The 22,820-nt window shown below is 32.7% G+C and carries 30 protein-coding genes and 3 pseudogenes; 10 read left to right on the plus strand and 23 right to left on the minus strand.

Annotation, left to right across the window (positions count from 1 at the left end; translation table 11 throughout):
- Positions 1-5 precede the first annotated feature (5 nt).
- Entirely contained in the window at positions 6-368 is a 363-nt protein-coding gene (locus ACLBWW_RS19755) for a hypothetical protein (RefSeq protein WP_016136590.1), read from the minus strand.
- A 154-nt stretch (positions 369-522) separates the two neighbouring features.
- On the opposite strand from ACLBWW_RS19755, the gene ACLBWW_RS19760 reads away from it, so the two are divergent.
- Entirely contained in the window at positions 523-663 is a 141-nt protein-coding gene (locus ACLBWW_RS19760) for a YflJ family protein (RefSeq protein ID WP_000273537.1), read from the plus strand.
- 66 nt (positions 664-729) lie between these two features.
- Here ACLBWW_RS19760 and ACLBWW_RS19765 read toward each other — a convergent pair whose 3' ends face one another.
- The 4 genes from ACLBWW_RS19765 to ACLBWW_RS19780 form a co-directional block, all read right to left on the minus strand.
- Positions 730-1,128: a hypothetical protein gene (locus ACLBWW_RS19765; protein WP_048545410.1), complete on the minus strand. Its 399-nt coding sequence runs from the start codon at positions 1,126-1,128 to the stop codon at positions 730-732.
- A 104-nt stretch (positions 1,129-1,232) separates the two neighbouring features.
- Positions 1,233-1,667 carry a hypothetical protein gene (locus ACLBWW_RS19770; protein WP_098068748.1) on the minus strand — a complete coding sequence of 145 codons (435 nt, stop codon included), beginning with the start codon at positions 1,665-1,667 and terminating at the stop codon, positions 1,233-1,235.
- A 159-nt stretch (positions 1,668-1,826) separates the two neighbouring features.
- Positions 1,827-2,471, minus strand: a complete 645-nt coding sequence (locus tag ACLBWW_RS19775) for a response regulator (RefSeq protein ID WP_048545414.1) — start codon at positions 2,469-2,471, stop codon at positions 1,827-1,829.
- Positions 2,461-3,678: a sensor histidine kinase gene (locus ACLBWW_RS19780; protein WP_098124370.1), complete on the minus strand. Its 1,218-nt coding sequence runs from the start codon at positions 3,676-3,678 to the stop codon at positions 2,461-2,463. Before ACLBWW_RS19780 ends, ACLBWW_RS19775 begins: the two co-directional genes overlap by 11 nt.
- A 103-nt stretch (positions 3,679-3,781) precedes the next feature.
- Between ACLBWW_RS19780 and ACLBWW_RS19785 the strand changes: the two are divergent.
- From ACLBWW_RS19785 to ACLBWW_RS19800, 4 genes and pseudogenes are all read left to right on the plus strand, one after another.
- Positions 3,782-3,966 (plus strand): annotated as a pseudogene (locus ACLBWW_RS19785) (hypothetical protein).
- A 327-nt stretch (positions 3,967-4,293) separates the two neighbouring features.
- On the plus strand, positions 4,294-4,974 hold the full coding sequence (locus ACLBWW_RS19790; protein ID WP_048545418.1) for a FadR/GntR family transcriptional regulator: 681 nt from the start codon (positions 4,294-4,296) through the stop codon (positions 4,972-4,974).
- Between the two features lie 76 nt (positions 4,975-5,050).
- A complete protein-coding gene (locus ACLBWW_RS19795; RefSeq protein WP_447614187.1) occupies positions 5,051-6,235 on the plus strand; it encodes an MFS transporter in 1,185 nt (394 codons plus the stop codon).
- Between the two features lie 55 nt (positions 6,236-6,290).
- On the plus strand, positions 6,291-6,596 hold the full coding sequence (locus ACLBWW_RS19800) for a hypothetical protein (protein ID WP_098631232.1): 306 nt from the start codon (positions 6,291-6,293) through the stop codon (positions 6,594-6,596).
- A 221-nt stretch (positions 6,597-6,817) separates the two neighbouring features.
- Here ACLBWW_RS19800 and ACLBWW_RS19805 read toward each other — a convergent pair whose 3' ends face one another.
- From ACLBWW_RS19805 to ACLBWW_RS19820, 4 genes are all read right to left on the minus strand, one after another.
- A complete protein-coding gene (locus ACLBWW_RS19805) occupies positions 6,818-7,129 on the minus strand; it encodes a YbjQ family protein (RefSeq protein ID WP_000637510.1) in 312 nt (103 codons plus the stop codon).
- Between the two features lie 136 nt (positions 7,130-7,265).
- On the minus strand, positions 7,266-7,469 hold the full coding sequence (locus ACLBWW_RS19810) for a DUF4028 family protein (protein WP_048545425.1): 204 nt from the start codon (positions 7,467-7,469) through the stop codon (positions 7,266-7,268).
- 137 nt (positions 7,470-7,606) lie between these two features.
- Positions 7,607-8,137 (minus strand): general stress protein, encoded by a 531-nt coding sequence (locus ACLBWW_RS19815; RefSeq protein WP_001100088.1) that lies wholly within the window; start codon positions 8,135-8,137, stop codon positions 7,607-7,609.
- A 36-nt stretch (positions 8,138-8,173) separates the two neighbouring features.
- Positions 8,174-8,314 carry a hypothetical protein gene (locus ACLBWW_RS19820; protein WP_001004564.1) on the minus strand — a complete coding sequence of 47 codons (141 nt, stop codon included), beginning with the start codon at positions 8,312-8,314 and terminating at the stop codon, positions 8,174-8,176.
- 222 nt (positions 8,315-8,536) lie between these two features.
- On the opposite strand from ACLBWW_RS19820, the gene ACLBWW_RS19825 reads away from it, so the two are divergent.
- From ACLBWW_RS19825 to ACLBWW_RS19835, 3 genes are all read left to right on the plus strand, one after another.
- Complete coding sequence (locus ACLBWW_RS19825) at positions 8,537-8,788, plus strand: hypothetical protein (RefSeq protein ID WP_048545427.1); 252 nt, start codon at positions 8,537-8,539, stop codon at positions 8,786-8,788.
- 201 nt (positions 8,789-8,989) lie between these two features.
- Positions 8,990-11,680 carry an ATP-binding protein gene (locus ACLBWW_RS19830; protein ID WP_098222841.1) on the plus strand — a complete coding sequence of 897 codons (2,691 nt, stop codon included), beginning with the start codon at positions 8,990-8,992 and terminating at the stop codon, positions 11,678-11,680.
- Positions 11,681-11,696: 16 nt separating this feature from the next.
- Positions 11,697-12,554, plus strand: coding sequence for a CheR family methyltransferase (locus ACLBWW_RS19835; protein WP_048545431.1), 858 nt, complete (start codon positions 11,697-11,699; stop codon positions 12,552-12,554).
- A gap of 38 nt (positions 12,555-12,592) precedes the next feature.
- On the opposite strand, the gene ACLBWW_RS19840 is transcribed toward ACLBWW_RS19835, so the two are convergent.
- From ACLBWW_RS19840 to ACLBWW_RS19860, 5 genes are all read right to left on the minus strand, one after another.
- Positions 12,593-13,735 (minus strand): fused response regulator/phosphatase, encoded by a 1,143-nt coding sequence (locus ACLBWW_RS19840; RefSeq protein WP_048545433.1) that lies wholly within the window; start codon positions 13,733-13,735, stop codon positions 12,593-12,595.
- 164 nt (positions 13,736-13,899) lie between these two features.
- Positions 13,900-14,340, minus strand: coding sequence for a ferritin-like domain-containing protein (locus ACLBWW_RS19845; RefSeq protein WP_048545435.1), 441 nt, complete (start codon positions 14,338-14,340; stop codon positions 13,900-13,902).
- 70 nt (positions 14,341-14,410) lie between these two features.
- Positions 14,411-15,187, minus strand: coding sequence for an RNA polymerase sigma factor SigB (gene sigB, locus ACLBWW_RS19850; RefSeq protein ID WP_098080712.1), 777 nt, complete (start codon positions 15,185-15,187; stop codon positions 14,411-14,413).
- Positions 15,150-15,632: an anti-sigma B factor RsbW gene (gene rsbW, locus ACLBWW_RS19855; protein WP_048545439.1), complete on the minus strand. Its 483-nt coding sequence runs from the start codon at positions 15,630-15,632 to the stop codon at positions 15,150-15,152. Before rsbW ends, sigB begins: the two co-directional genes overlap by 38 nt.
- A gap of 6 nt (positions 15,633-15,638) precedes the next feature.
- Positions 15,639-15,977, minus strand: a complete 339-nt coding sequence (locus ACLBWW_RS19860; RefSeq protein ID WP_048545441.1) for an STAS domain-containing protein — start codon at positions 15,975-15,977, stop codon at positions 15,639-15,641.
- Between the two features lie 348 nt (positions 15,978-16,325).
- Here ACLBWW_RS19860 and ACLBWW_RS19865 point away from each other — a divergent pair, with 348 nt between their 5' ends.
- Positions 16,326-16,526 carry a hypothetical protein gene (locus ACLBWW_RS19865; RefSeq protein ID WP_064469173.1) on the plus strand — a complete coding sequence of 67 codons (201 nt, stop codon included), beginning with the start codon at positions 16,326-16,328 and terminating at the stop codon, positions 16,524-16,526.
- A 181-nt stretch (positions 16,527-16,707) separates the two neighbouring features.
- On the opposite strand, the gene ACLBWW_RS19870 is transcribed toward ACLBWW_RS19865, so the two are convergent.
- The 3 genes from ACLBWW_RS19870 to ACLBWW_RS19880 all read right to left on the minus strand — a co-directional run bounded on the left by ACLBWW_RS19870 (position 16,708) and on the right by ACLBWW_RS19880 (position 17,667).
- Positions 16,708-16,959, minus strand: coding sequence for a GlsB/YeaQ/YmgE family stress response membrane protein (locus tag ACLBWW_RS19870; protein WP_000522902.1), 252 nt, complete (start codon positions 16,957-16,959; stop codon positions 16,708-16,710).
- Between the two features lie 75 nt (positions 16,960-17,034).
- Positions 17,035-17,235, minus strand: a complete 201-nt coding sequence (locus ACLBWW_RS19875) for a CsbD family protein (RefSeq protein WP_064469172.1) — start codon at positions 17,233-17,235, stop codon at positions 17,035-17,037.
- Between the two features lie 42 nt (positions 17,236-17,277).
- Positions 17,278-17,667 carry a general stress protein gene (locus ACLBWW_RS19880; RefSeq protein WP_000448802.1) on the minus strand — a complete coding sequence of 130 codons (390 nt, stop codon included), beginning with the start codon at positions 17,665-17,667 and terminating at the stop codon, positions 17,278-17,280.
- A 212-nt stretch (positions 17,668-17,879) separates the two neighbouring features.
- Here ACLBWW_RS19880 and ACLBWW_RS19885 point away from each other — a divergent pair, with 212 nt between their 5' ends.
- On the plus strand, positions 17,880-18,347 hold the full coding sequence (locus ACLBWW_RS19885; protein ID WP_098801978.1) for a hypothetical protein: 468 nt from the start codon (positions 17,880-17,882) through the stop codon (positions 18,345-18,347).
- Positions 18,348-18,607: 260 nt separating this feature from the next.
- On the opposite strand, the gene ACLBWW_RS19890 is transcribed toward ACLBWW_RS19885, so the two are convergent.
- The 6 genes and pseudogenes from ACLBWW_RS19890 to ACLBWW_RS19915 form a co-directional block, all read right to left on the minus strand.
- On the minus strand, positions 18,608-19,219 hold the full coding sequence (locus ACLBWW_RS19890; RefSeq protein ID WP_098068738.1) for a DUF2812 domain-containing protein: 612 nt from the start codon (positions 19,217-19,219) through the stop codon (positions 18,608-18,610).
- Between the two features lie 13 nt (positions 19,220-19,232).
- Positions 19,233-19,547 (minus strand): PadR family transcriptional regulator, encoded by a 315-nt coding sequence (locus ACLBWW_RS19895; protein ID WP_048545456.1) that lies wholly within the window; start codon positions 19,545-19,547, stop codon positions 19,233-19,235.
- Between the two features lie 142 nt (positions 19,548-19,689).
- A pseudogene (locus tag ACLBWW_RS19900) lies at positions 19,690-20,628 on the minus strand (transglutaminase domain-containing protein); the annotation flags it as partial.
- 96 nt (positions 20,629-20,724) lie between these two features.
- Positions 20,725-21,157: pseudogene (locus tag ACLBWW_RS19905) on the minus strand (hypothetical protein); the annotation flags it as partial.
- Positions 21,158-21,255: 98 nt separating this feature from the next.
- Positions 21,256-21,399 (minus strand): hypothetical protein, encoded by a 144-nt coding sequence (locus ACLBWW_RS19910; RefSeq protein ID WP_000481197.1) that lies wholly within the window; start codon positions 21,397-21,399, stop codon positions 21,256-21,258.
- Between the two features lie 37 nt (positions 21,400-21,436).
- A complete protein-coding gene (locus ACLBWW_RS19915) occupies positions 21,437-22,804 on the minus strand; it encodes an HlyD family efflux transporter periplasmic adaptor subunit (RefSeq protein WP_048545460.1) in 1,368 nt (455 codons plus the stop codon).
- Between the last annotated feature and the right edge of the window lie 16 nt (positions 22,805-22,820).

Consider the following 22,820-nt stretch of genomic DNA (forward strand, 5'->3'; position numbering starts at 1 on the left):
CTTTTTCACTCTACTATATCTTCGTCACACCACGTAAACACCACATCTAGAATGCGATTACCGATACGTACGCGCTTATTCCATTTTCCTGTTTGGATCTGATGTTGCAATTCTGCTTTCATCTTTTCCGTCCAGTCGTGAATCGTTTCACTACCGTCGTACGGATATACGCTCGGAAACTCTTCCTGCAGTAGATGCAAGCTCTCTGCATCAAAATGAAAATGGAAGAAGTAGTTTGCTGTAAGCGATGGTTCTTGCAATCGTAAAAAATGATCATCAACTTGCTTTCTATTTCTATAGAAAGTAAAGATATTCACTTTACCGCTCGTAATTTGGTCAATTTGAATTTCGTGCTTCTCTATAATCACGTCTTGCCCACCTCGTTATATACTATCCTTAGTATATATGTCTTTTGCAACAAAGTTAACCATTTTCGCGCGAAATTCATTTCCTTCATTATATTACCTGTACCTCCATATGCAATCAGAACAACTAAAAACAAAGTTGAAGGGGAGCGATCACATGTATTTCGGAAGCAAAGGTTGGTATGTAAAAGAACTTAAAAAATTAGGTATCCGTACTTATGAAGGTAAAAAACTAGAATCGTATCGTACGCATGTGTTATCTAGTTTACTTGAAAGAATGAAGAGAGCTTCGGCTTAATTGATGTAGGAAGCGACTACGGTTGCTTCCTTTTTATATAGTGGAAAAAAAAGAAATAATCCTATCTTAACGTTCTATCTTTACCGTTATACTCTCTTGATAAAAACCACCCATTATCAACTGCATCTCTATTACCAAATGCTCTTCCAGATAATCATTCGTATATATTTTAAATTCTCCATACTTATTAACCCGTCCACTTCCAACAAACGTATCGCCACTTGTTATGACAATTATTGAATGCGGTTCCGCACAGCCCGATACATAATTAGCACCACATTTTACAAAATCTATATTTATTTCCTTATGAATTTTAGTAACCGAATCTATATATTTCTTGTTACGCAAATTATCATCTTGCTCTTCAGCCCTCAAAAGCGTTTGATTTTTGCTAACTTTTTCTGAAGAGAAAGCAACATTCCCCAGCCAATTAAACCTATCAAATATAGTAATAGGTAAAAACATCTAAGTTAACTCCCCCCATTCTTCCAATACGTTCTTCTCATTTTTATGAACTTATAACAATACGTTCAAGGTTGTAATAAAAGAAAACAGCTTTGCTTTTCCATTCAATTTCGCACTGTTAATTTGTATTGAATACATAGAATACTGTTTTTCACCCCAGATACAATGGCAACGCTACACAAAATAATCCACGATCCATTAAATGTAAATCCACCTTCAAATGTGTTAATAATAATTATGTTGCCGATTATTAAAAGAATCCATGAAATGGAATACTGTTTTCCATTTGTAATATATAAAATTCCATCCTCATTACAAACTGTAATTCCTCCACCTTGCCAAACACCAATAGCGAAAGAAAAAAGCGTAACTGCCAATAACTCTGCTTGTAAATCTCTAGTCACTGGTTGCGGCGCCGTATAAGTAATAATCCCTATCATCATGAGAAAAGTAATAATGTGTATCCAGTTTAATTTTGTTTGTTTACTTTGCAGCCAAATAAAGAAAATTACTACAGAAATTAAAAACAAAGTTGCCATTTAATTATTCTTCTTCCTTTCCCACATTAAAAACGTCTGTGTAATGCAATTAGAGCGTTCTTAAATCTCTCATACTTTCTAAAGCATAACATGAGAAAGAAATAAAAAAATCGTACAAAAGGGCAAGCCTATAATGTACGATTGGGCATATATAATGTTTTAAAAATGAATTAATTTCCTTTCAATAGATACAGCTACTGCTTCTGACCTTGAATTAACACCTAATTTATTGTATATATTTGTTAAATACGCTTTTACCGTTCGCTCAGCTATTCCCATATCGAATGCAATTTCTTTATTCTTATTTCCACGCGCAATAGCTTTCAACACAAACAATTCTTTTTCTGTTAAATTATTTTCTTCAACCATATTAGCATGTATTTCTTTCCTTTTATAATTCACTATCTTTTCCATAATATTAGGTTGTAGTAATATCTCACCTCGAATAGCCGCTTCCAATGTTCGAAACAAATTCTCACGATCCGTATCTTTTAGCAAATATCCTTTTGCTCCTAACTCAATTCCCTTTAACATTAATTCGTCTTCGTTATAAGTAGTTAATATAATAATCGGCGTATGATTTTGTTTTTTATTTAAAGCTTCAATTGTTTCTAGACCACTCATTTTAGGCATATTTAAATCCATTAAAATAACATCAGGTTTCTTTTTTTCTATGAAAGAAAGGGCTTCTTCTCCGTTTGCGGCCTCACCTATAATTTGAAATGAATCACTCGTTTCTATTATTAATTTCAGACCTTCTCTTACAACGAAATGATCATCCACAATTAATACGTTATACTTCATGTTTATCTCCTTCATTATTGATAGGTACTTGAATACACACTTTCGTACCCTTCATCTTTTCACTCAATATATGTATTTCTCCATTAATCAATCGAACTCGCTCATTTAAGCCAATTAATCCATAATGCCCAGGATTCTTACCGATAGATCCAGTGTCAAAGCCCATTCCATTATCTTCAACTTCAATAGTAAGTTTTTCAAGGTTATCGATATATTCAACTTTTAAATTTACATCTGTTGCCTGCGAATGTTTTGCGATATTCGTTAAACATTCACTAATTACATATAAACAATGTTCCTTTACTAAGCTTGAAATATGCGGAGGGCTTTGAATAGTAAATCTCACTTGTATAGACGTAGCCTCAGAAAAACGTTGAACTTCTTCCTCTACTGCTTTATTAAATGAATTGGTAGTATGACGCAAATCATCAATAACCAACCTTGCATCATGTAAAGTTTGTCTCGCTCTTATCATAGTTTGTTTCATAATCTCTTGAGATCGTCCTATATTCCCTTTTTGCATATGGGCGTCTATTGCTTCCAATTGCATAATTAAGCTCGCTACACCTTGCGCTAACGTATCATGTAAATCCCTTGCCATTCGCTGCCTTTCATTAGCTAATGTCAATTCTTCTACTCTCATATATGCAGACTCTAGCTCTTGAATGTAGCTCTGTATACGATTACGTGCATCATATTGCTGCTTATTAATATAAGAAAAAGGAATAATAATTGCTAGTACTAAAAGGAACATAGAGATAAGAATAGCTACTTTATTCACACCATAATTCATACTAATCGCAGTACAAAATATGGCATACATGAGAGTAAAAACTGCCATTACTTTAAATATATTGTTATAAACATATAAACTTTGAGCAATTAAAATAGGGGTTAATCCAACAAAAATAGCTATTGAACCATTTGGTACAATAAATGCAGCAAGAAACACAATGAAGAGTTGTATAAAAAAGAAATACAACAATTGCCTATTTTTTAATGAACTCGCATACCAATGAAAAATAGTATGAATAACAATCACTATTGTAAAAAAGAAACTATCTATTGAGAGAATATTATTACGAAATTCTAAAAGCATTGAAGCTATATATACGAGTGTAATCCATAAAACAATAAACCTTCTTGGAATAAATACCGCTTCCAATACATTTGTATCCACATCTATATTTGAATTCATTTTTTTCATATTCGACCTCCATCATTATATTATACAAGATGCAGCTTACATTTTGATAAAGTGAAACTTTAATTAGTTGGGCTTTTTTCCATCCCCATTACAGAATGTAAATATGAAATATTGCATATCAAAATGCATTGATAAAATTGTAAGCGCTTACTATAATAAGCGTATAAAGATTTATTGCATCTTACCATTAAAAAAGGAGGCACTCATATGGAAATCGCAATGGCAGTTTTAAAATTTGTAGGTGGAGTAATTCCATTAGTTCAAGAACTTTTAAAAGCATTCATGTAAGGTTATCATTCAGCAATTATCTATAATAATTATCATACAAATGATCTGTATATCAAAAATAAATTGATACACAGATCATTTGTGTGAGAAAACTTTATATGAGAACTATGTAACCTAGTAGAACAATAATAATGCATCTATCTCAAGTTAGAAAAAGACGCTCACAAGGGCGTCTTTTTCTTATATTACTATGTATTCAGGAGAAATCGATTTTTTTATGTCTTATAAACCCTATTTTAGTATCCCATTTCAACTACCTAAAAAATAACATTGTCAACCAAACTTAAATTGGTTATCATAAAAACGAATATAACAGGAGATGAGCAGATGAATATGAACGAAAAGAAATCTTTTTCAAAAGTTTCTCGGCGGAAATTAGTCGATGAAGTGTTGGAACGTCTACAGGAGAAAATCTTTTCTGGCGAGTATGAAGTTGGTGATCGCCTCCCTACAGAGCCGCAATTAATGGAAGAGTTAGGCGTTGGACGATCAACATTGCGAGAGAGCATAAAGATATTAGTACATGCTGGCATATTAGAAGTTCGCCAAGGACAAGGTACTCGTATTGTTTCACTCAATACAACGCAAGATTCATTTGAAAAACGACTGCAAGCAGCTAATATACATCATGTGTATGAAGCACGAAATATGTTAGATAAAGAAGTAGCGATGTTAGCAGCACAGCGCCGAACCGACGAGGATCTTTTATACTTAAAAGGACATTTGAGTAAAAGAAAAAATGCCCTTCAAGAAGGAAATTATGTAGCATACATAGAGGCAGACATTCAGTTTCATCTAGCCATTGCAAAGGCGAGCAAAAACGAAGTTCTACTTGATTTGTATCAATCTTTCGTACCTGCCCTTCGTCACATTTTAAGCCAATTCATATTACATACAGCGAACTATGAAGATAACTCAGACATTCATGAAAAGTTATTCCAAGCTATTTTAAAACAAAATGCCGCAGAGGCACAAACATACGCCATTCAAAATTTGGAGCTGAAATAAGCTCCTTATCTATTACACTCAAACATCAGATGATATACTGAATAACATCTGATGTTTATGAGAGGAGAAAGTAAAATTGAAACATCCAGAACGAACTTATCTGTATATACTAGCACTATTTTTTGTTTCCATTAATTTACGCATCGGAATTACATCTGTTTCACCTGTATTAGAAACAATCCGACAAGACTTACATATAAGTAATTTTTCCGTTAGTTTTTTAACAGCTATTCCTGTTTTTTGTATGGGGACATTCGCCTTACTGACTGGGAAGGTAATAAAAAAATACGGGGCAGAAAAAGCAATTATGGCTTGTCTTATTCTAATTGGGTTTGCAACATGCATGAGGGCCTTTACCTTTTCCATTTCCACATTATTCGCGAGTTCTTTATTTATCGGTATTGGCATTGCACTTGCAGGTCCGTTACTATCAGGTTTTATTAAAGAAAAATTTCCTACGAAAATCGGCTTAATGATTGGCATATATTCAGTAGGTATGGGAACTGGCGCTTCTTTAAGTGCAGGGTTAACGATTCCTTTACAACATGTATTAAAAGGATCTTGGAATATGGCACTCGCTTTTTGGGGTGTACTTACTATTATCGCCATTATATTTTGGTATCCTGTTATGAAACGAAAAAAGAATACGAGTACACAAAATAAAAAGAATAATAGCTTGCCTTTAAGAAATAAAAAAGCGTGGTTATTCACAATCTTTTTCGGGCTACAATCAGGAATCTTTTATTCTATTACGACTTGGCTTGCGCCGGCAAATCAAAGTATGGGTGTGAGTAGCGAACAAGCGGGGACTCTTATAACTGTTTTTACATTCATTCAAATGATATGTAGCTTTTTCATTCCAACGTTAGCGGATATTTATAAAAACAGGGCACTTTGGTTATTAGGGAGTATATGTTTTGTACTCATAGGTTTATTGCTTATGATTTTCCCATTAACTACACCATGGATCCCTTCTATCCTACTAGGTATCGGGCTCGGCGGCGTATTTCCACTCGCTCTCATGCTACCGCTATATGAAACAAAAACTTCAGAAGATGCGAGTGCTTGGACTGCTATGATGCAATCAGGAGGATATATTATGGGCGGATTCATTCCTGTCCTAGCAGGAATCGCTCGTGACTATTTTAATAGTTATACGCAAGTTTTTATTATAATGACACTTTTAAGCTTCATTTTATTCCTATTAACTTTAATCATGAATAAAAGGAAAAGAAATGCAGAAGATCTTGTCTCCGCTTAAATTAAAAATGTTAATATATGGTATAATTTAATTAAAAACGAAAGGAGCTTCTAACATGTGGTTCATTTCGGCAATTTGGCCTGTTATACTAGTCGGGGGAATTGTAGTATTTGTAATAAAAAAATTGGAACATAAATATAAGAACGGAAAATTAGGTAAGAAAAAATCCCAAAAAGCTCAAAATTTATTAGATAGTCTCATACCTATGGGAATGCTTGTCGGCTGTATGATCGGTTTGATTTTCGGTATGTTTTTCCCGGACTTCTCACTGCTTTCCATTAGTTTAGGGTCTGGAATAGGCTATTTATTTGGTTATTTCGCCTATGAAATTTATAGCAAGACAGGAAACAACTTTTCCTAATCCAAAAAGAATAAGCGGGTACGTCTGCTTATTATCTAAATTCCCGTGCAATACCCCCTCACGAAATGCTAGGAGCAATCCTAGCATTTTTTACAATAACGTTTTGCTTATTTTTTGTACTTACAATACGCCATCAACTCTTCTTCATTTTAACTTTAATCATGAAACAAAAAAATCCCCTCAAAGCATGAACTTCAAGGGGGAGCCTGTTTTTTATTTACTTATATACGTACAGCTGTACCACTTACAGCAACCATTAACATTCCATCACGAACAACTTCGTAATCTACGTCAATACCAACGATAGCGTTCGCACCTTTTTGTTTTGCAAGTTCTTTCATTTCATCCATTGCGATATCACGAGCTTCTTTTAGCTTGCTTTCGTAAGAACCAGCACGACCACCGACAACATCACGAACGGAAGCGAATAAGTCGCGGACAATATTTGCACCCATAATAGCTTCACCATTTACAATATCGATATACTCAATAATTTCTTTACCTTGAATTCCAGACGTTGTTGTTACAATCATGACTGACACTCTCCTAATAAGTTGTAGTTTTTTAATGCGCTTTCTTATGTCTTTATTATGACACAGAAAAAATATCTAATCTATTGAATTACCTTACAGGAGTGTGACAATTTTGTAAGAATGAAACGGCTATTATTTAATAAAGCGCTTTTACGTTAGGATACATAAACGATTTTCTATTTTCTTTCCAATCCTTTTCCACTTCTTTAAAGGTTGGTCGCCCTAACTCTTCCTTGTTTTCATGTTTACTAAACCATTTCTTCACATACTTCTCTCCATTTTGATTTTGAACTGTACAAAGGAAACTATTACTACTATCCTTTAATATTTTTACAATCACGAAAAGACACCTCTTCCCTTTTAAACTTGATCTTTTACTATAAGCCCTTCCTCTCTTATAGTCATACGACTCCTCGGCCGCGCCAAAGTTGTAAGATCAAAAACGATATTCACTATGTTTAATATGTGACGTACATATTATTTAAAGAAATCGGAGTTATAAGCATTATGCTTATCAAATATTTTATAGATTTCTAACTTATCATCTAATTTTGCATCTACTAAAATTAATATATTTCCATCGTAAATGTATTCTTCATATTTTTTAGCATGTTCTTCGGGAATTCCTAATCCGATAAATGCTCCTATTAAACTTCCAGCTCCTCCGCCAATACCGGCTCCTCCAATAGCTGCCGCGATAGGTCCCGCTGCTACGATTGGGCCCATTCCAGAAACGGCAAGTATACCAAGACCTGTTAATAAACCACCGAGTCCGCCTGCTACTCCTCCTGCCACAAGCCCTGTCGCTGAAAAGATATCCGCTTTATGTGCAGTTTCATGATTCACTTTTTCACCCGATTTTTCTTCCAGATGTTCAATTTCCTTTTGATCCTTCGCAATAGCTGAAATATTATCCGCCGAGTATCCTTTATCATTTAATTCATTAATAACGAGTGCCGCATCATCAATTGTTCTAAAAACACCTACTATTTTTCTATCTACATTCATAACTATTAACCTCCTAAAGTTTTATATAATGTATCTTTATCTTTCTTCATTTCTGTATACACTAATCTTCTTATTAACATAACCATTTACGAAAAAAGCGAATAGTAAAAGGATTACAAGCGAACTACTTAACAAGTAAATTAAATCAAATGTAATATCAATCATCATTTCATTCATGTATACCAGACTCCTTTTTATTTAAAGTAAAAGTATATTTTTATAGACTAGAACTCTTATAATTCATCTTCAGTCAATCTCTTTCTAGTATATGTATACCCTTCGTAACCCTTTCTAAACCTAAAATACTATAATTATATTTTTTCTTATTTATATGTTTAACATTTTTTAAAACGGGTATGTTTATATTGTTATGCTTATTATATGGAAAGGAATATTTCGATGAATGCAATCCAATCTACTACTATTCTTTATAATGAAACACCTACAATAACGCAGATTCATCATTTTTATGCTTTAATGACAACATTTCAAGCGAATTTATTTATAAGTAAACATGGAACACTTACTTCTATTAAAAACTTAAGCACATTAGTATCCTTTTTCCTTACTGTAAAAAAGAGAGAGCTTGTATTATTTATCTTTGAAGGAATAGATGCAAAAAAAGCTTTAAGAACACTCTTTCCTTCTTAAAAGTTATATGATCCCCCTATTCCCTCGATCGTTACTTTTCATATATGTTTTTTTCAAAATGATTTCCTCTATTAAAAAAGAACCCCCTAATACAATAGGGGGATTTCTAGTTTGGCCTTATGAAAACTGATATAATATATATTACGTTTTTCATTCTTTACAATTGAACACTTTGAATAACCTTGAAGGTAGGAATTTTTAATGAAATCGAAAGCAAAATTTAGTATTCGCTTCAAAATTATGGCTGGTTATTTAGTTATCATTTTGTTCTTACTTATCTCTTTCATTATGTTAAACAATGAGATTTCTAATTTACAAAAATCTCGTAATTTTATTATTGATCACGATTTTAAAGTTCTTAATTTGACGAATCAAGTGGAGAAAGAATTGCTAACAATTGAAAATAAAGCGAAAGGATTTATCACTTCTAATAATGCAAATTACGTTCAATCTCTTAACGCTGCGGAAAAGGATTACGAAAAACATTATCAAGATCTTTTGGCTCTATTAGAGGATAACCCCTCTCAGCAAGAAAAATTAAAACAGATTAATGAAAACATTAATAATTGGATTAATAAAGAGATTCACCCATTCATTACAAATCATAATAGTAATAACGTACAAGCAATCGATACGACTCAAATTCAGTCATTACAATCGCAGATAACTAACTTCCGTGGTGTAGAGGAGCAACTAACGAAAAAAAGAGCTGCACAATTAGATACTGAAAATAATAAATTAGAGATTTGGTTATACAGTTTATTGTTCTTACTTTCTTGTATTTCTATTATCATTTCACTCTATATTTCGAATTCCATTACAAAAACGATTAAAAATGTAATTCAAGCTATTAAATCTATTTCTTCTAAAGAAAAAATTACGGAAAGAATTCATGTAAACACACATGATGAAATAAAAGATCTTGCTCATACAACGAACCATCTACTAGACGAAATATCGAAAAGAGAGTGGTTACAAACCGAGCTTGCAGAATTAATTTTAATGTATCAAGGTGTACCTTCTATTGAGATGTTAGGTAACAAAATTCTTAGTGGAATTATACAAAAAACGCAAACTTCTTGCGGTGCATTTTATGTACGTGAAGAAATTGAAGACACTGTCTACTATGTGAAGAAAGCTTCTTTCGCCGAGCAAGGTTCTGATATTGGAAAACACTCCATTAAAATGGGTGAAGGCTTAATTGGGCAATCAGCTTTTGAAAAGAAAAGTTTTATTCTCACGGACATACCTGAAGAGTTTCGTTACGTTACTACTGGATTATTAGAAATACGCCCTAAAAATCTACTAGTCATCCCTATCTTATTTGAAGATAAAGTGATTGCAGTAATGGAATTAGTAAGTGTAACTGAGATTTCAGACTTGCATCAAGATTTAATTCAACAAACTGTTGATAATCTAGGTTTAACAATCCATAGTATTATGGGACGTATGCGAATTCAAACTCTTTTACATGAATCACAAGCAATGACAGAAGAGTTGCAAGTTCAATCAGAAGAATTGCAAACGCAAGCTGAAGAACTACAAATGCAAGCCGAAGAATTAAGAACAACGAATGAACAACTAGAGTCTAGAACGGAAGAGGCGGAGCAAAAGACAGCTGACTTACAAATTACTAAATCAGAATTAGAGGAAAAAGCAAGTGAGTTATTACGTAGCTCAAAATACAAATCAGAATTTCTAGCAAATATGTCACATGAATTACGCACACCGTTAAATAGTATTTTACTATTATCTGAAATGTTAAAAGAAAATCATGATAATCATTTATCCGACGATGAAATTGAATTAGCAACCGTTATTCATTCATCAGGGAAAGATTTACTTACTTTAATTAATGACATACTAGATTTATCTAAAGTAGAAGCTGGAAAACTGGATGTTATTTTTGAAGCAACGAATATAAGTGACATGGCAGCAAATATGCAGCAAAACTTTTTACATATAGCTGCACAAAAAAATGTCGAATTTACTATTGAAGACAGTGATGCTATTCCTGATCTGTTTTATACAGATGCAAAACGGATTGAACAAATTATTAAAAACTTATTATCCAATGCATTTAAATTCACAGAAAAAGGATCCGTTTCTTTACATTTCGATTCGATAGAAATAACCAATTTGAGTCATGAAATGCATTCTATAAGTAAAGATTGGATTACAATTTCAGTAAAAGATACTGGTATTGGTATCGCTACAGAACAGCATCAACTTATTTTCGAGGCCTTTCAACAGGCAGATGGCGCAACGATTCGAAAATATGGTGGTACAGGCTTAGGGTTATCGATTTGTAAAGAGTTTGCTAGATTGTTAGGTGGTTGGATTACGTTAGAGAGTCATGTAGGAGAAGGCAGTACTTTCACTGTATATATTCCTAATCTTCCAAATGGATTAACTGATATACAAGTATCCAATTTAGAAGTTGCAGCAACGATAGAAGATGTTATTCCTGCTGAAGTTGTGGAGGAAACTATCGTGACTCCTGAAACAAATAACGTCTTCCAAGAGAAAACCATTTTAATTGTCGATGATGATCACCGAAATATATTTGCATTACAAAATGCATTAAAAAAACAACATGCCAACATTATTACTGCACAAAACGGCATAGAGTGTTTAGACATACTAAAAAACAATACAAATATTGACCTTATTTTAATGGATATTATGATGCCGAATATGGACGGTTATGAAACGATGGAACATATTCGAATGAACTTAAGGTTACATGAAATACCTATTATCGCATTAACTGCGAAAGCAATGCCAAATGATAAGGAAAAATGTTTATCTGCTGGTGCTTCAGATTATATAAGTAAACCATTAAATTTACATCAACTCTATTCGGTAATGAGTGTATGGTTAATAAAATAAGTGAGGTTTAGTTTAAGTGGAAAATAAGTATTATAATTTTGATCCATCTGTAGATATGGATAAGCGTACGAACTTAGAAATTGAATTACTATTAGAAGCGGTATTTAAACTATCTGGCTTCGATTTCCGCCAATATGCTCGCACATCTATTTATAGAAGAATTTGTAATCGAATGCAGCTCTCTAATATACCAACCATTTCAAAATTAATTGAAAAAGTAATTCATGAGGAAGGCTTTTTAGAACAGGTATTAAATGATTTCTCCATTAACGTAACTGAAATGTTCCGTAACCCTAACTTTTTTAAAGCGCTAAGAGAGCATGTCATTCCTGAATTAAAAAAGTATCCTGAAATTAGAATTTGGCATGCTGGATGCGCAACTGGTGAAGAAGTATTATCAATGTCCATCTTACTTCACGAAGAAGGATTAAGTGAAAAAGCTGTTATTTACGCAACAGATATGAATACAAATGTGTTAGAAAAAGCAAAACAAGGCATCCTTCCGTTAAATAAAATGCAAACTTATACGAAAAACTATTTACAAGCTGGCGGTACACAAGCATTTTCTAACTATTATTCAACAGATAATCGTTTTGCTTATTTTAATCCATCTCTTTTACAAAACATTATCTTTGCGCAACATAATTTAGTAACTGATCAATCTTTTAACGAATTTCATATTATACTTTGCCGTAACGTTTTAATTTACTTTACAAGTAAACTTCAAAACCAAGTACAGCAACTATTTTATGAAAGTTTAGGCCACAATGGATTCCTATGTTTAGGAAATAAAGAAACTCTTCGTTTTTCAAATATAATGCCGCATTATATCCAGTTTAATCCGAACGAACAAATCTATCAAAAAATACAATAAAAGCGTATGAAATCCTCTGTTTGGATTTCATACGCTTTTTATTTCGCATTCGTTTGTATCATAATTAGGCACATATCATCTGATTGCTTTTTCTTCTGTTCTTCCTTATAAAACCCTTCTATCTCTTCTTCTAAATCTCCCCATTTTCTTTCTGTAAAAGCACGTAATTTCTCTTCAGACTCAAATTCATCATTTGCAATTGCTTCAAGCACACCATCTGTAAATAATAATATTTGAGCGTTCTTCTCAAAAGGTATAACTGTTTTTTCAACTTTTATTTCATCAAAAAATCCTACCGCACAACTCCCGCGATTTAGTTCCACTACATTCGCTTCATCGACTAAAACGTATCCAGAAGGATGTCCTGCATTTACATATTCAATTGTTCTCTTTTCTGTATCAACTACTAAGTATATCGCTGTAAAATAATATGGAATATTGTCATTCTCATTATGTAAAAGAGTCATATATTTATTTAAGTCTTTAATGACAAGTTCTGGATCGATTAAAGATTTAATCGTTTCACGTAATACAGACGAAATAAACATACAAACTAATGAAGCAGATATACCATGTCCCATCACATCTAATAATATAATACCGTAGCGGTTTTCATCGATTTTATACCAATAATACATATCTCCAGCTAGTTTGAATGAAGGTAAATAGCTTGCTTCAATTTTTATATGATCTTCTCTTAATGGGCTACTTAATAAGTTTCTTTGTACTTGTGTAGCTAAATCCAATTCATTACGAAGGTTTTCTTCTTGTTCTTTATGCCAATTTAATTCCGATTTCAAGCGTAATGCTACACGCATACGCGCTAACAATTCAACTTTATTTATCGGTTTCGTAATATAATCCATTGCGCCTATATCAAGCGCTTCAGCTAATTTATTCGCATCTTCTAAAGCTGTTACAAAAATAATAGGAATATCTTTACACTTCTCCTCATTTTGTAATCGCCTACAAACTTCAAGTCCATCAATTTCAGGCATCATAATATCTAATAGTATTAAATCAATTTCATTATGCCTGGAAGAATCTTTTCCAAATTGAATGTATTCGAAAAGCTCTTGTGCAGAATTAAGCGATACAAGATCCTGATATCCGGCTTGTTTTAAAATTTTTTCAATTACAAAGATGTTAACCGGATTATCATCGACAATTAAAATGGACACAAGTTATTTCCCCTTTTCTTATATAAAATGTAAATCTATGATCATTTTCTATTTTTCTAGTATTACATACTCAGTTACAAAATGAAAATTTCCTACTCAAACATATTTATACAGCAAAAGAACAAACCCCCTAGAAATGAGAGTTTGTTCTTTCACTCTATAAATTAATTTAACACCATTGCTTTGTCACTTAAAAGACGATCTAATTCTTCCATATGATTTGTTTCATCTGCGATCATATCTTCTAACTTTACAACTAACTCTGTCATATTTAATTTCGCTGCCTGTTCTTTTCTCGTTTCATAACGCTTAATTGTTTCATATTCTGACTTCCTAGCTTCTTCTAACATTTCTCTAACATCTTCTACTTGTTTCACTGGTAAAGGGATCGTAGTAGGTGTACCACCTAACGTCTTAATTTTCTCCGCTAAATATAGGGCATGTCCTTGTTCATCACTAATTTCAGACTCAAAGAAAGGTTTTAACACTTGTCTATATATACCAGAAACTGTAGCTGCATTATGGTTATACATAATAATTGCTGCGTATTCTCCTGCTAAATCTTCATTCAATCCTTCAATTAGTTCTTTCACATCGTGTGACATTTTTATATCTCCTCCTATACTTAATAACTACCCCTTTTCTCATGTTTTAAACATAATTATTTAAAATTTTTTATGTATCTAAAAACGCTGCTTGCTTCAATTTACTTATCGCTTGTCTTTTAATACGAGAAACGTGCATTTGTGAAATACCTAATCGTTCCCCTGTATCCTTTTGATTTAAATTTTCACCAAATATATAATGAATAACACTCTTTTCCGTATCATTTAATACGTTAAAAATATCATTTAAAACGAGACGTCTTTCTGTCTCTTCATATCCTTGCTCTACTTCACCTACAGATTCAATTCTCGCTACCGAACTTCCATCAGATGAATTTTCAACTACATCATCTAAGGAAGATACTCGATAATTATTTTTCGCATCCATAATTTCTAGCACTTCCTCTTCGGATAGTCCTAAGTGATCTGCAATCTCTATAATCTTCGGTGAACGTTGTAGATGATCTGTTAGCTCCTCTATCGCAAGTTTAATCTTCCCGCCTAAATCTTTAATCCGCCTTGGAACATGAATACCCCAAGTTTTATCACGTAAATACTTCTTTATTTCCCCTACTATCGTAGGTATGGCAAACGGCTCAAAAGCATTTCCTATCGAATAATCATACCTTCTTATTGCGCCTAAGAGCCCTAACATCCCTACTTGTATAATATCCTCATGCATCGGGCCACCTTTTGAATAGCGATATGCAATGGAATGTACGAGATTTTTATAGTGATGAACTAACCTTTCCTGCGCTTCATCACATTGGTTTTGTTGAAATTCTGCAATTAGTTTAATAACGTCTTCTTTAGCAAGATTTGTAGGTTGAGATTGGATTTCCATCATTCTCCACCTGCTCTCTTTGTATATATTTTGTCATTAAAACTGTCATGCCCTCATCATGCATAATTTGTATATCATCCATTAACGTATTAATTAAATATAAACCTAAACCATTTTCCGGCAAATGTTCTACTGGTTTACTAATATCATACGGACCAACTTTCCTTTTTAAGGTGCTAAAATCAAAGCTAACCCCATTATCAGCAACCATAATTTCTAATCGATCTTCATATAGCCCAAAGACAATTGCAATTTCTCCAACGTCTTCTTTGTATGCATGTTGTACAATATTTGTACAAGCTTCACTAATAGCAATTTTCATGTCTTCTATATCGTCATAAGCAAAGCCCATTCGATTCGCAACACCAGCCATTGTTAAACGAATAATAGCCACATATTCTGCTTTTGCAGGAATTTTCATTTCTATCTTTTCAAATCTCTCCATCATCCCTAGTCACCTTCTTTCTACTTTTTCAAAATCGGAATTCAAATTTAATATTTCTGTTAGCCCTGTAATATCAAACAATCTTTTTAGTCGTTTAGATACGCCAATAAACTCTAGCTTTCCATCATTTTTCTTAATTGCTTTTAAAAGAGCTATAAACACGCCTAAACCTGTACTATCCATATAATCTACCTTATTAAAATCTACTATAATATAAACCTCTTTTTCGCTTGCAATGGGCATCATCTTATTTTTCAAATCTGATGCCGTATATGCATCAATTTCACCATTAAGTTGTACTGTATAACCTAAATCATTTTGCAAAATATTTACTGCCAAATTCATCATTTACGCCCCCTTATCTCAAACTACTACTATTTAATTACCCGTAAAAATTAGTTTTAAACATATTTTTTCATTTTAATTATAAAGTGAAACTTTAATCAGTGGGGGTTTTCTTCATCCCCCACTGATTATTAGTTGAACCAATCGGACTTTTATGGGCAGTTGATTCCCCACCTAAATTCTTTGCTTTCGCTGAATTTTGAGGTGGGGGTCTTACTGCCCATTAAAGCGGGATAAATAAATTTTCTACACCTTTCTCGGCTTAACACTTAAATCGTACTAATAAATGTTTAAAACTTATAATTTTGTGTATGTATAATGTATAAACATTATTTTTAGGGGGATGTATCTATGGAAGAGCACAACTTTAAAAAGGGAGATTTTGTTCAATTTTCTTATCGACACGATCATGCTACAAAATTAATTGGTTCCGTTATTAACATACTAAGTAATACAATTGTAGTTGATATAGGTAATAGCGAGGACTTATCTCATATAGAACCAAGGCAGGTCGTAAGAATAAATAATTGTGAAAAAGTAACAATGGTTTAATACATAATAGAAAGTGTAACGTTAATGAGTGGGGGTTCTTCATCCTCCACTCATTTCTATGCAGATTACATGAAAAAAACATCCAAATTAGTTTAATTGGATGCTTTTTTATGTATATTTATCAGTTCATTTACTTTATAGCTATATATAATAAACTTAAGATTACTATTTATTATCATACTTACGCTTTCCGCAGCATTCTAGAAAAGAATGTAACGATTAAAATAAAGACGATTGCACCTAATAAAGCTGGAAGAATAAAGATGCCTCCCCATTCAGGACCCCAATGACCAAATAACGCACTACCTACCCAAGATCCGATTAATCCGGCAATAACGTTACCAACTATACCTAAAGGGAAGTCCTTTCCTGTAATCATTCCAGCTAACGCACCAATAAGTCCACCTACAATACACGTAATAATAAGTCCCATAATTAAACCTCCTATATTATTTTTATAATGGATTTATCAAGCTTTGGTATGTAACCAAAGCTTGATAAACATGTATTATTCTTTATGATCCAATTCATCACTTATCTTTTGTTTCACTTTTCCGACTTTTTCTTTTATCGTTCCCTTCGTTTTTTCCCACTTCCCTTCATTTTTCAACTCTCTATCTTCTGTAATTTCACCAATTCCTTCTTTTACTTCGCCCTTTTTCTTTTCAACCTTACCAGTAATTTGTTCTTTTAGCCCGTTCTCACTCATATTTACAATCTCCTTTTCGTAATAGATTTATAGGATACAAATTTAAATAGAATACATGCATCTTCTTTCTTGTAACCATTCACCGACTCTTTCTAAATCCTTAACGAATAACAAGATTTTTCCTTCATCCAGTTTTTCTTCATAAAAGTTAGCTTCTTCCTCATTAAGTCCTAACTCTTGCATCTTATTTCTTAACTGATCTCCCGTTTTTTGAAAGACGTTAATAATACTTGTCCCAAGTCCCTCCTCTTTTATTCCAATTGTATTCACGTCTGCATTGTCTGCGATTCTATCTGTCCTATCTTTCTCATGTGTTAATACGTAAATATCTTTTTGGTCTATCCCTTTCTTCACTAGATCATTCGCCGCATTCATGACCTCTTTCTCCGTAATAAATTCATATACAAAAGGTTTACTATACTTCGTTTCCATCTTTAACTTCCTCCTCTAAAATGAATTATTTGTTATATTATATGTAGTACACCCATTTTCGAAATGTTAAACATAAAATATGAAAAAAGTTATGTGAATTTTGATTTTAATAGAGAATGAACAACATAATTTACCACTTTAAAACATTTTCCCTTACAATAACTACCTTAATTAACAGAAAATTGTTATAATTAAAAGTAAGGAGGGATACTATGAAAAAAATCATATCTATATGCGCTCTAACCGCTCTATCTTTCACTTTAATAGGCTGTGCAAGTACCTCAGCTACAGACAAATCTCCACAAACTAAACAAGAACAGAAAAAAAATGCCTTTCAATTAAACTCCGCAAATATTACAGATATCGAAATACTTCAGACAACCAACAACACTACTTCTAAATCTCAAACAGACAACGAAGAAATGATACAATCAATCGTTTCAGCAGTTCAAAAAGGCAAACCTAAACAAATCACACTAAATCAAAAAAAGAGAGAATCTGCGCATTCTACTATTACCGTTACATATAAAGATGACGCAAAAGAAGAGTTTCTTGTGTGGGTTGATAATAAAGAGCAAGTTACGATTGCTAAAGATGAGAAGAAAGATAAGGTGCAAGGCGTGGTAGTGAACATAAAAGATGTGAAAATGATGAAGGATTTCTTTAAGAAGACATCTTAGAGGATATCTTTTCTTTATATATTAAAAAGGCCCACCTATTTCCGTAGGCGGGCCTTATCTTTATTACACAATAAAAAAGTATACTCTCTTTTCTCTTGAATTTTTATGTAATTATACATATTTACAACAATGAATATAGTAAATTCTAAATTGTAGGCATGCTCTATAAAGCATCCTTTTCCTTTACTCGTTTTAAAAAGGTACCATTTACAAACTCAAAAAATCCCCTCAAAGCGTCAGCTTTAAGGAGATCTCTTCTATCATCTTCTCGCCTCATACAACCGATTTGCTTTATACGAGCAAACTAAATACATAACAATTGCAGCAGGGATAAACAAACATGCAAAACCTCTCATCAATGCAAATGGCGTTTCAAATAAGAATGACCATAGAAATGATACACCTTGCTTATCCCATAGTCCTGGCGTCAAATATAGTTCTTTCGGATTTACAAGTGCTCCTAAATGAATCGTGTCATTAAACATAAATAGGAATACTATCGGCAAATAACAGATCGCTAATTCTAAAAATGTTTTAGATAGACGTTTATACTTCCCCGCTCGTGACATTTGATCTGAGAAAATGTCATCTTCACTTTCTTCATTTATCTTTTTAAAATAGTACGTACCTGACCACCGATTACCAGCTATATGCTCCCAGCCACTATCTTCAAATAACGTGCAGTAATTCATAAATTCACTTTTTCTACTAAATACTCTATGGTCTATTCTAATCGTCGCATCTTCCGGCTCTGTATATCTAAATGTATAACCAAATGTAGTGCTTTCTAGTTGATAGCCTTTCCAAGCCATCTCTTCTAACCATTTTTCCTCTTTCTCAAAGTCTAAAAAGAATTTCAATCTCCACATCATCGTTTCCCCCTAACTATACGTGTAATAAACTCTTTGTAACCTCAATAATGTGCTGCATTCTCATAAAGTCTAAGCGCAATACTTCTTTCCCACGTTCCGTAATGACATACACTTTTCTTCGTTTATCTTCACTTTTTACCGATTCTATTAACCCTTGTTTTAATAAATTTTCAACCGCACCATACAATGTACCCGCTGCGATCTTTACTTGTTGATTACTTAATTCCTCCACCTTTTGCATAATTAAATATCCATGAGCTGGCTCTAATAACGCTAAAAGAACGTAATACGTTGTTTCCGTTAATGGTAAATTTTTATCTCTATTCATAAAGACCTCCAATGTAACGATAAATATATAGCTAAACTATATAGTTCAACTGTATAGTTTGATTTTATACAGTTGAACTGTATATGTCAAATTAAGTTATAAAAAAACAACCTAGATCCAACATGGGATCTAGGTTACTTTTTTACATAAACGTAATCGTCACTAAAGAATATCCTTCTTTCGCATTATACGGCTCAGCTTTATAAGAAACACGGTTTGCCCCTTGCGGATAACCGATTTCCCCAATTACTTTTTTCACATCTTGCAATGCGCCATCCATTGATTGTTTATAAAGGATTTCAATCTTTGGTAACTTTTCGTTATAACGTTGCTGCATTTTATTTTTGAATTCATTATAGTTATTTGCGATGTATTCATTTCCTAAATAATTCAACTTTGTATCTTTTAAAATTTGCTGATATGTAGGAGTTTTCGTACCTCCTGCCGCAATTTTATTTGTTAATGTACTATAATAATTTGTTGTAGCTTGCGGATAGTCCCCGCGGTTCCACACATGATTTCTTGCGATTTGCTCATCTGATAAGTTGAAATAAGAATATGTTACGCGGCCTTGTTCATCGAATGTTGTATCAAGGTGATACCATTTGTTTTCAATTTTCACTAAGTTCCAAGCATGAGGCTGTCCGTCTCCAGTTCCTACTACAAAATGATTCTCAATTCCAGCTTCTTTTAATAATTGATAAGTTAATAGTGCGTAACCTTGGCAAACTGCAGAACGATTTACGAGTGCTTCATATGCTGTGTAAGCTTTATAAGATGTATCATAAGAAACGTGTTTTACGACATAATCATGAATCGCCTTCACTTTTTCATGATCATCCATTCCAACTTGCGTAATCGAAGAAACGATTGCCTTTGCTTGCTTCATTACATATTCCGTTTGTTCTTTCGTTTCACGATATGTAATCTTTAACGTAAACGTATAATTTCCAGGTGATCCAGAAATTCCATATGAAACATTCGACCTATTATAATTTGTATACTCATTTTTACTTGCCACTTCTTTATAGGCGTTGAAAAGTGTCTTCATTACTTCTTCCTGATTACTATTTTTCGTTCTAGCGCAAACACCATGGAGCATGTAAGTAGTACTACCCTAAACTTGACCATACTCCCACGATTACTTTAACCAAGGTTTTCACTAGAACCTTCTACACTATTTAACTGACTCTACTTGTTTCTCTAATTCTCTTCCAAGGAATGTAGCAAGTTCAAGCATACCAAATTGATTCGCTACAGACTCTGCGTCAGAATTATAGTTTGTATTTGTATTAATATCATACGTATAAAGTGAAACTTTAATCAGTGGGGGTTTTGTTCATCCCCACTGATTATTAGTTGAACCAATCGGGCTTTTACGGGCAGTTGATCCCCCACCTAACTTCTTTGCTTTCGCTGAATTTTGAGGTGGGGGTCTTACTGCCCGTTAATGCGGGATAAATTGTTCGATCCGCACTACGAATAAATTCAATACCAGCGACAGTTATTTCATTTTCTTTCAAAAACTCTTTGTATTGTTCAATAATTGGCTCGTGGAAGTCTGATATAATTTCAAATTTTGTTGGTACTTCTTTCTTACTCTCTTCTCCTCGGGCTATTGATAGAGAAAAGGCATTCTTATGAATGCCTTTTCTCTCTTATATATGCTCTTCTTAATTTAGTTTGTGATAAACCACTGGACATTTAATTATGAAAAAGTACCAATAACAAAAAAAGTTAAAAATAATGATACATATCCAAGATACATAAAACGTTTATCGTGTGTTTTAAAATATAACGTAATACACAGTAAAGTGACCAGTAAAAAAACTGCTGTAGACACCATGAACATGAATGTTCCTCCTAAAAAGCTAATTTATTATTCTTTGTCAGTTAAGCACATCTAATTTTTCTAATATTAATGAAAGAATATTTCTTTGATCTACTACAATTGCAGCTTTTCCAGTAGAACCTGATCGCAACTTCTTTTTCCCTTTATTTTCAATTGTTCCTTCTACAACAAAGAATGTAGTATCTTTATTCTTGCTAATAACAGGGTCATGATAAATTTGAACTACACTTCCATAATAAGTTTCCGTCGTTCCCACTTCAAAAGTATATTTAATTTTATCGCCCGATTTAATTTTATTAATCTCTTCTGAATTAATATATAATAATACCCTATTCGCATTTTCATCAGGTGATATTGATAATATCTCTTTATCTTGTTCAATCGTGTCCCCTACTTTAATACGATTCGGCATTTCAATTACACCATCTTTCGGAGCAATAATTAAAGTTTGTTCATAGCTCAAATTCATATTATTAATATCTTGTTGCAACAAAAACAATTGTTTTTTCTTTTCATCAATCTCCTTTGAAATATCCGAGACTTTAGAAATTCTAAGACTTTCAACAGAATCTTGAACATTAGACTCTTGAGTTCTTATATTCTCATTGATAACCTTTTTCTCCAATGCTATTTCCTGGGTCCTATTTTTTATTTGCTCTTGTTTTATTAAAATACTCTTTAGATTCCCCTCAATCTGAGAATCTAATTGATTCACCTTATTCATATTTGCTTCAGTTTCTTGATTAATATTTTCATCCTTAATAATCTTATTTTGTTTAAGAAATCCCTCTTTTTCAATTTTCAAGATATTATTTTGATTTTTTATAGCTTCAATTTCAAATTCCAGATTATTTATAACCTCATCTTTTACATGATTTAGGCCATGAAGGCGAAAGTTAAAATCAGCAATCTTATTTTTATTTTCATTATTTAATAAGTGTTTTTGCTTTAAATAGCTATCTAACTCATTTTTTATACTTCCTTCAACATCTACAGGCAATTTTGATTGGTTCTTTTCAATAACATCTTTAAGAATGTTTAAATCCTTAATTTCCGCATCCAATTTATCTCTATTTTCTTCTAAGTGTTTTTTTTCCTGCTCTAACTGTTTATTAGTTATACCTATTAAAGGATCTCCCCTATGTACTTTTTCGCCTTGTTTAATCTTAATATCATTAATTTCTCCTGATACTTTTGGTTTAACAGCTACTGCAGCCGTAGAAGATTGGATAGTAGCAGACCCTTTAGTTGAGATATCTATTTTACTAAAATAAGACCAAATCAAAGCACTAACTATTATAGCTAGTACTAGATAGATAAATAGCTTAATAAATTTCGGGGGATTTTTCTCAAGCATTTCAACGCTATCAGTCAGCTCTGTTATGTCTCTTATTGGTTGTGACATTTATGTATACTCCTCT

Source organism: Bacillus sp. M5A3_1b (genome assembly GCF_053345335.1).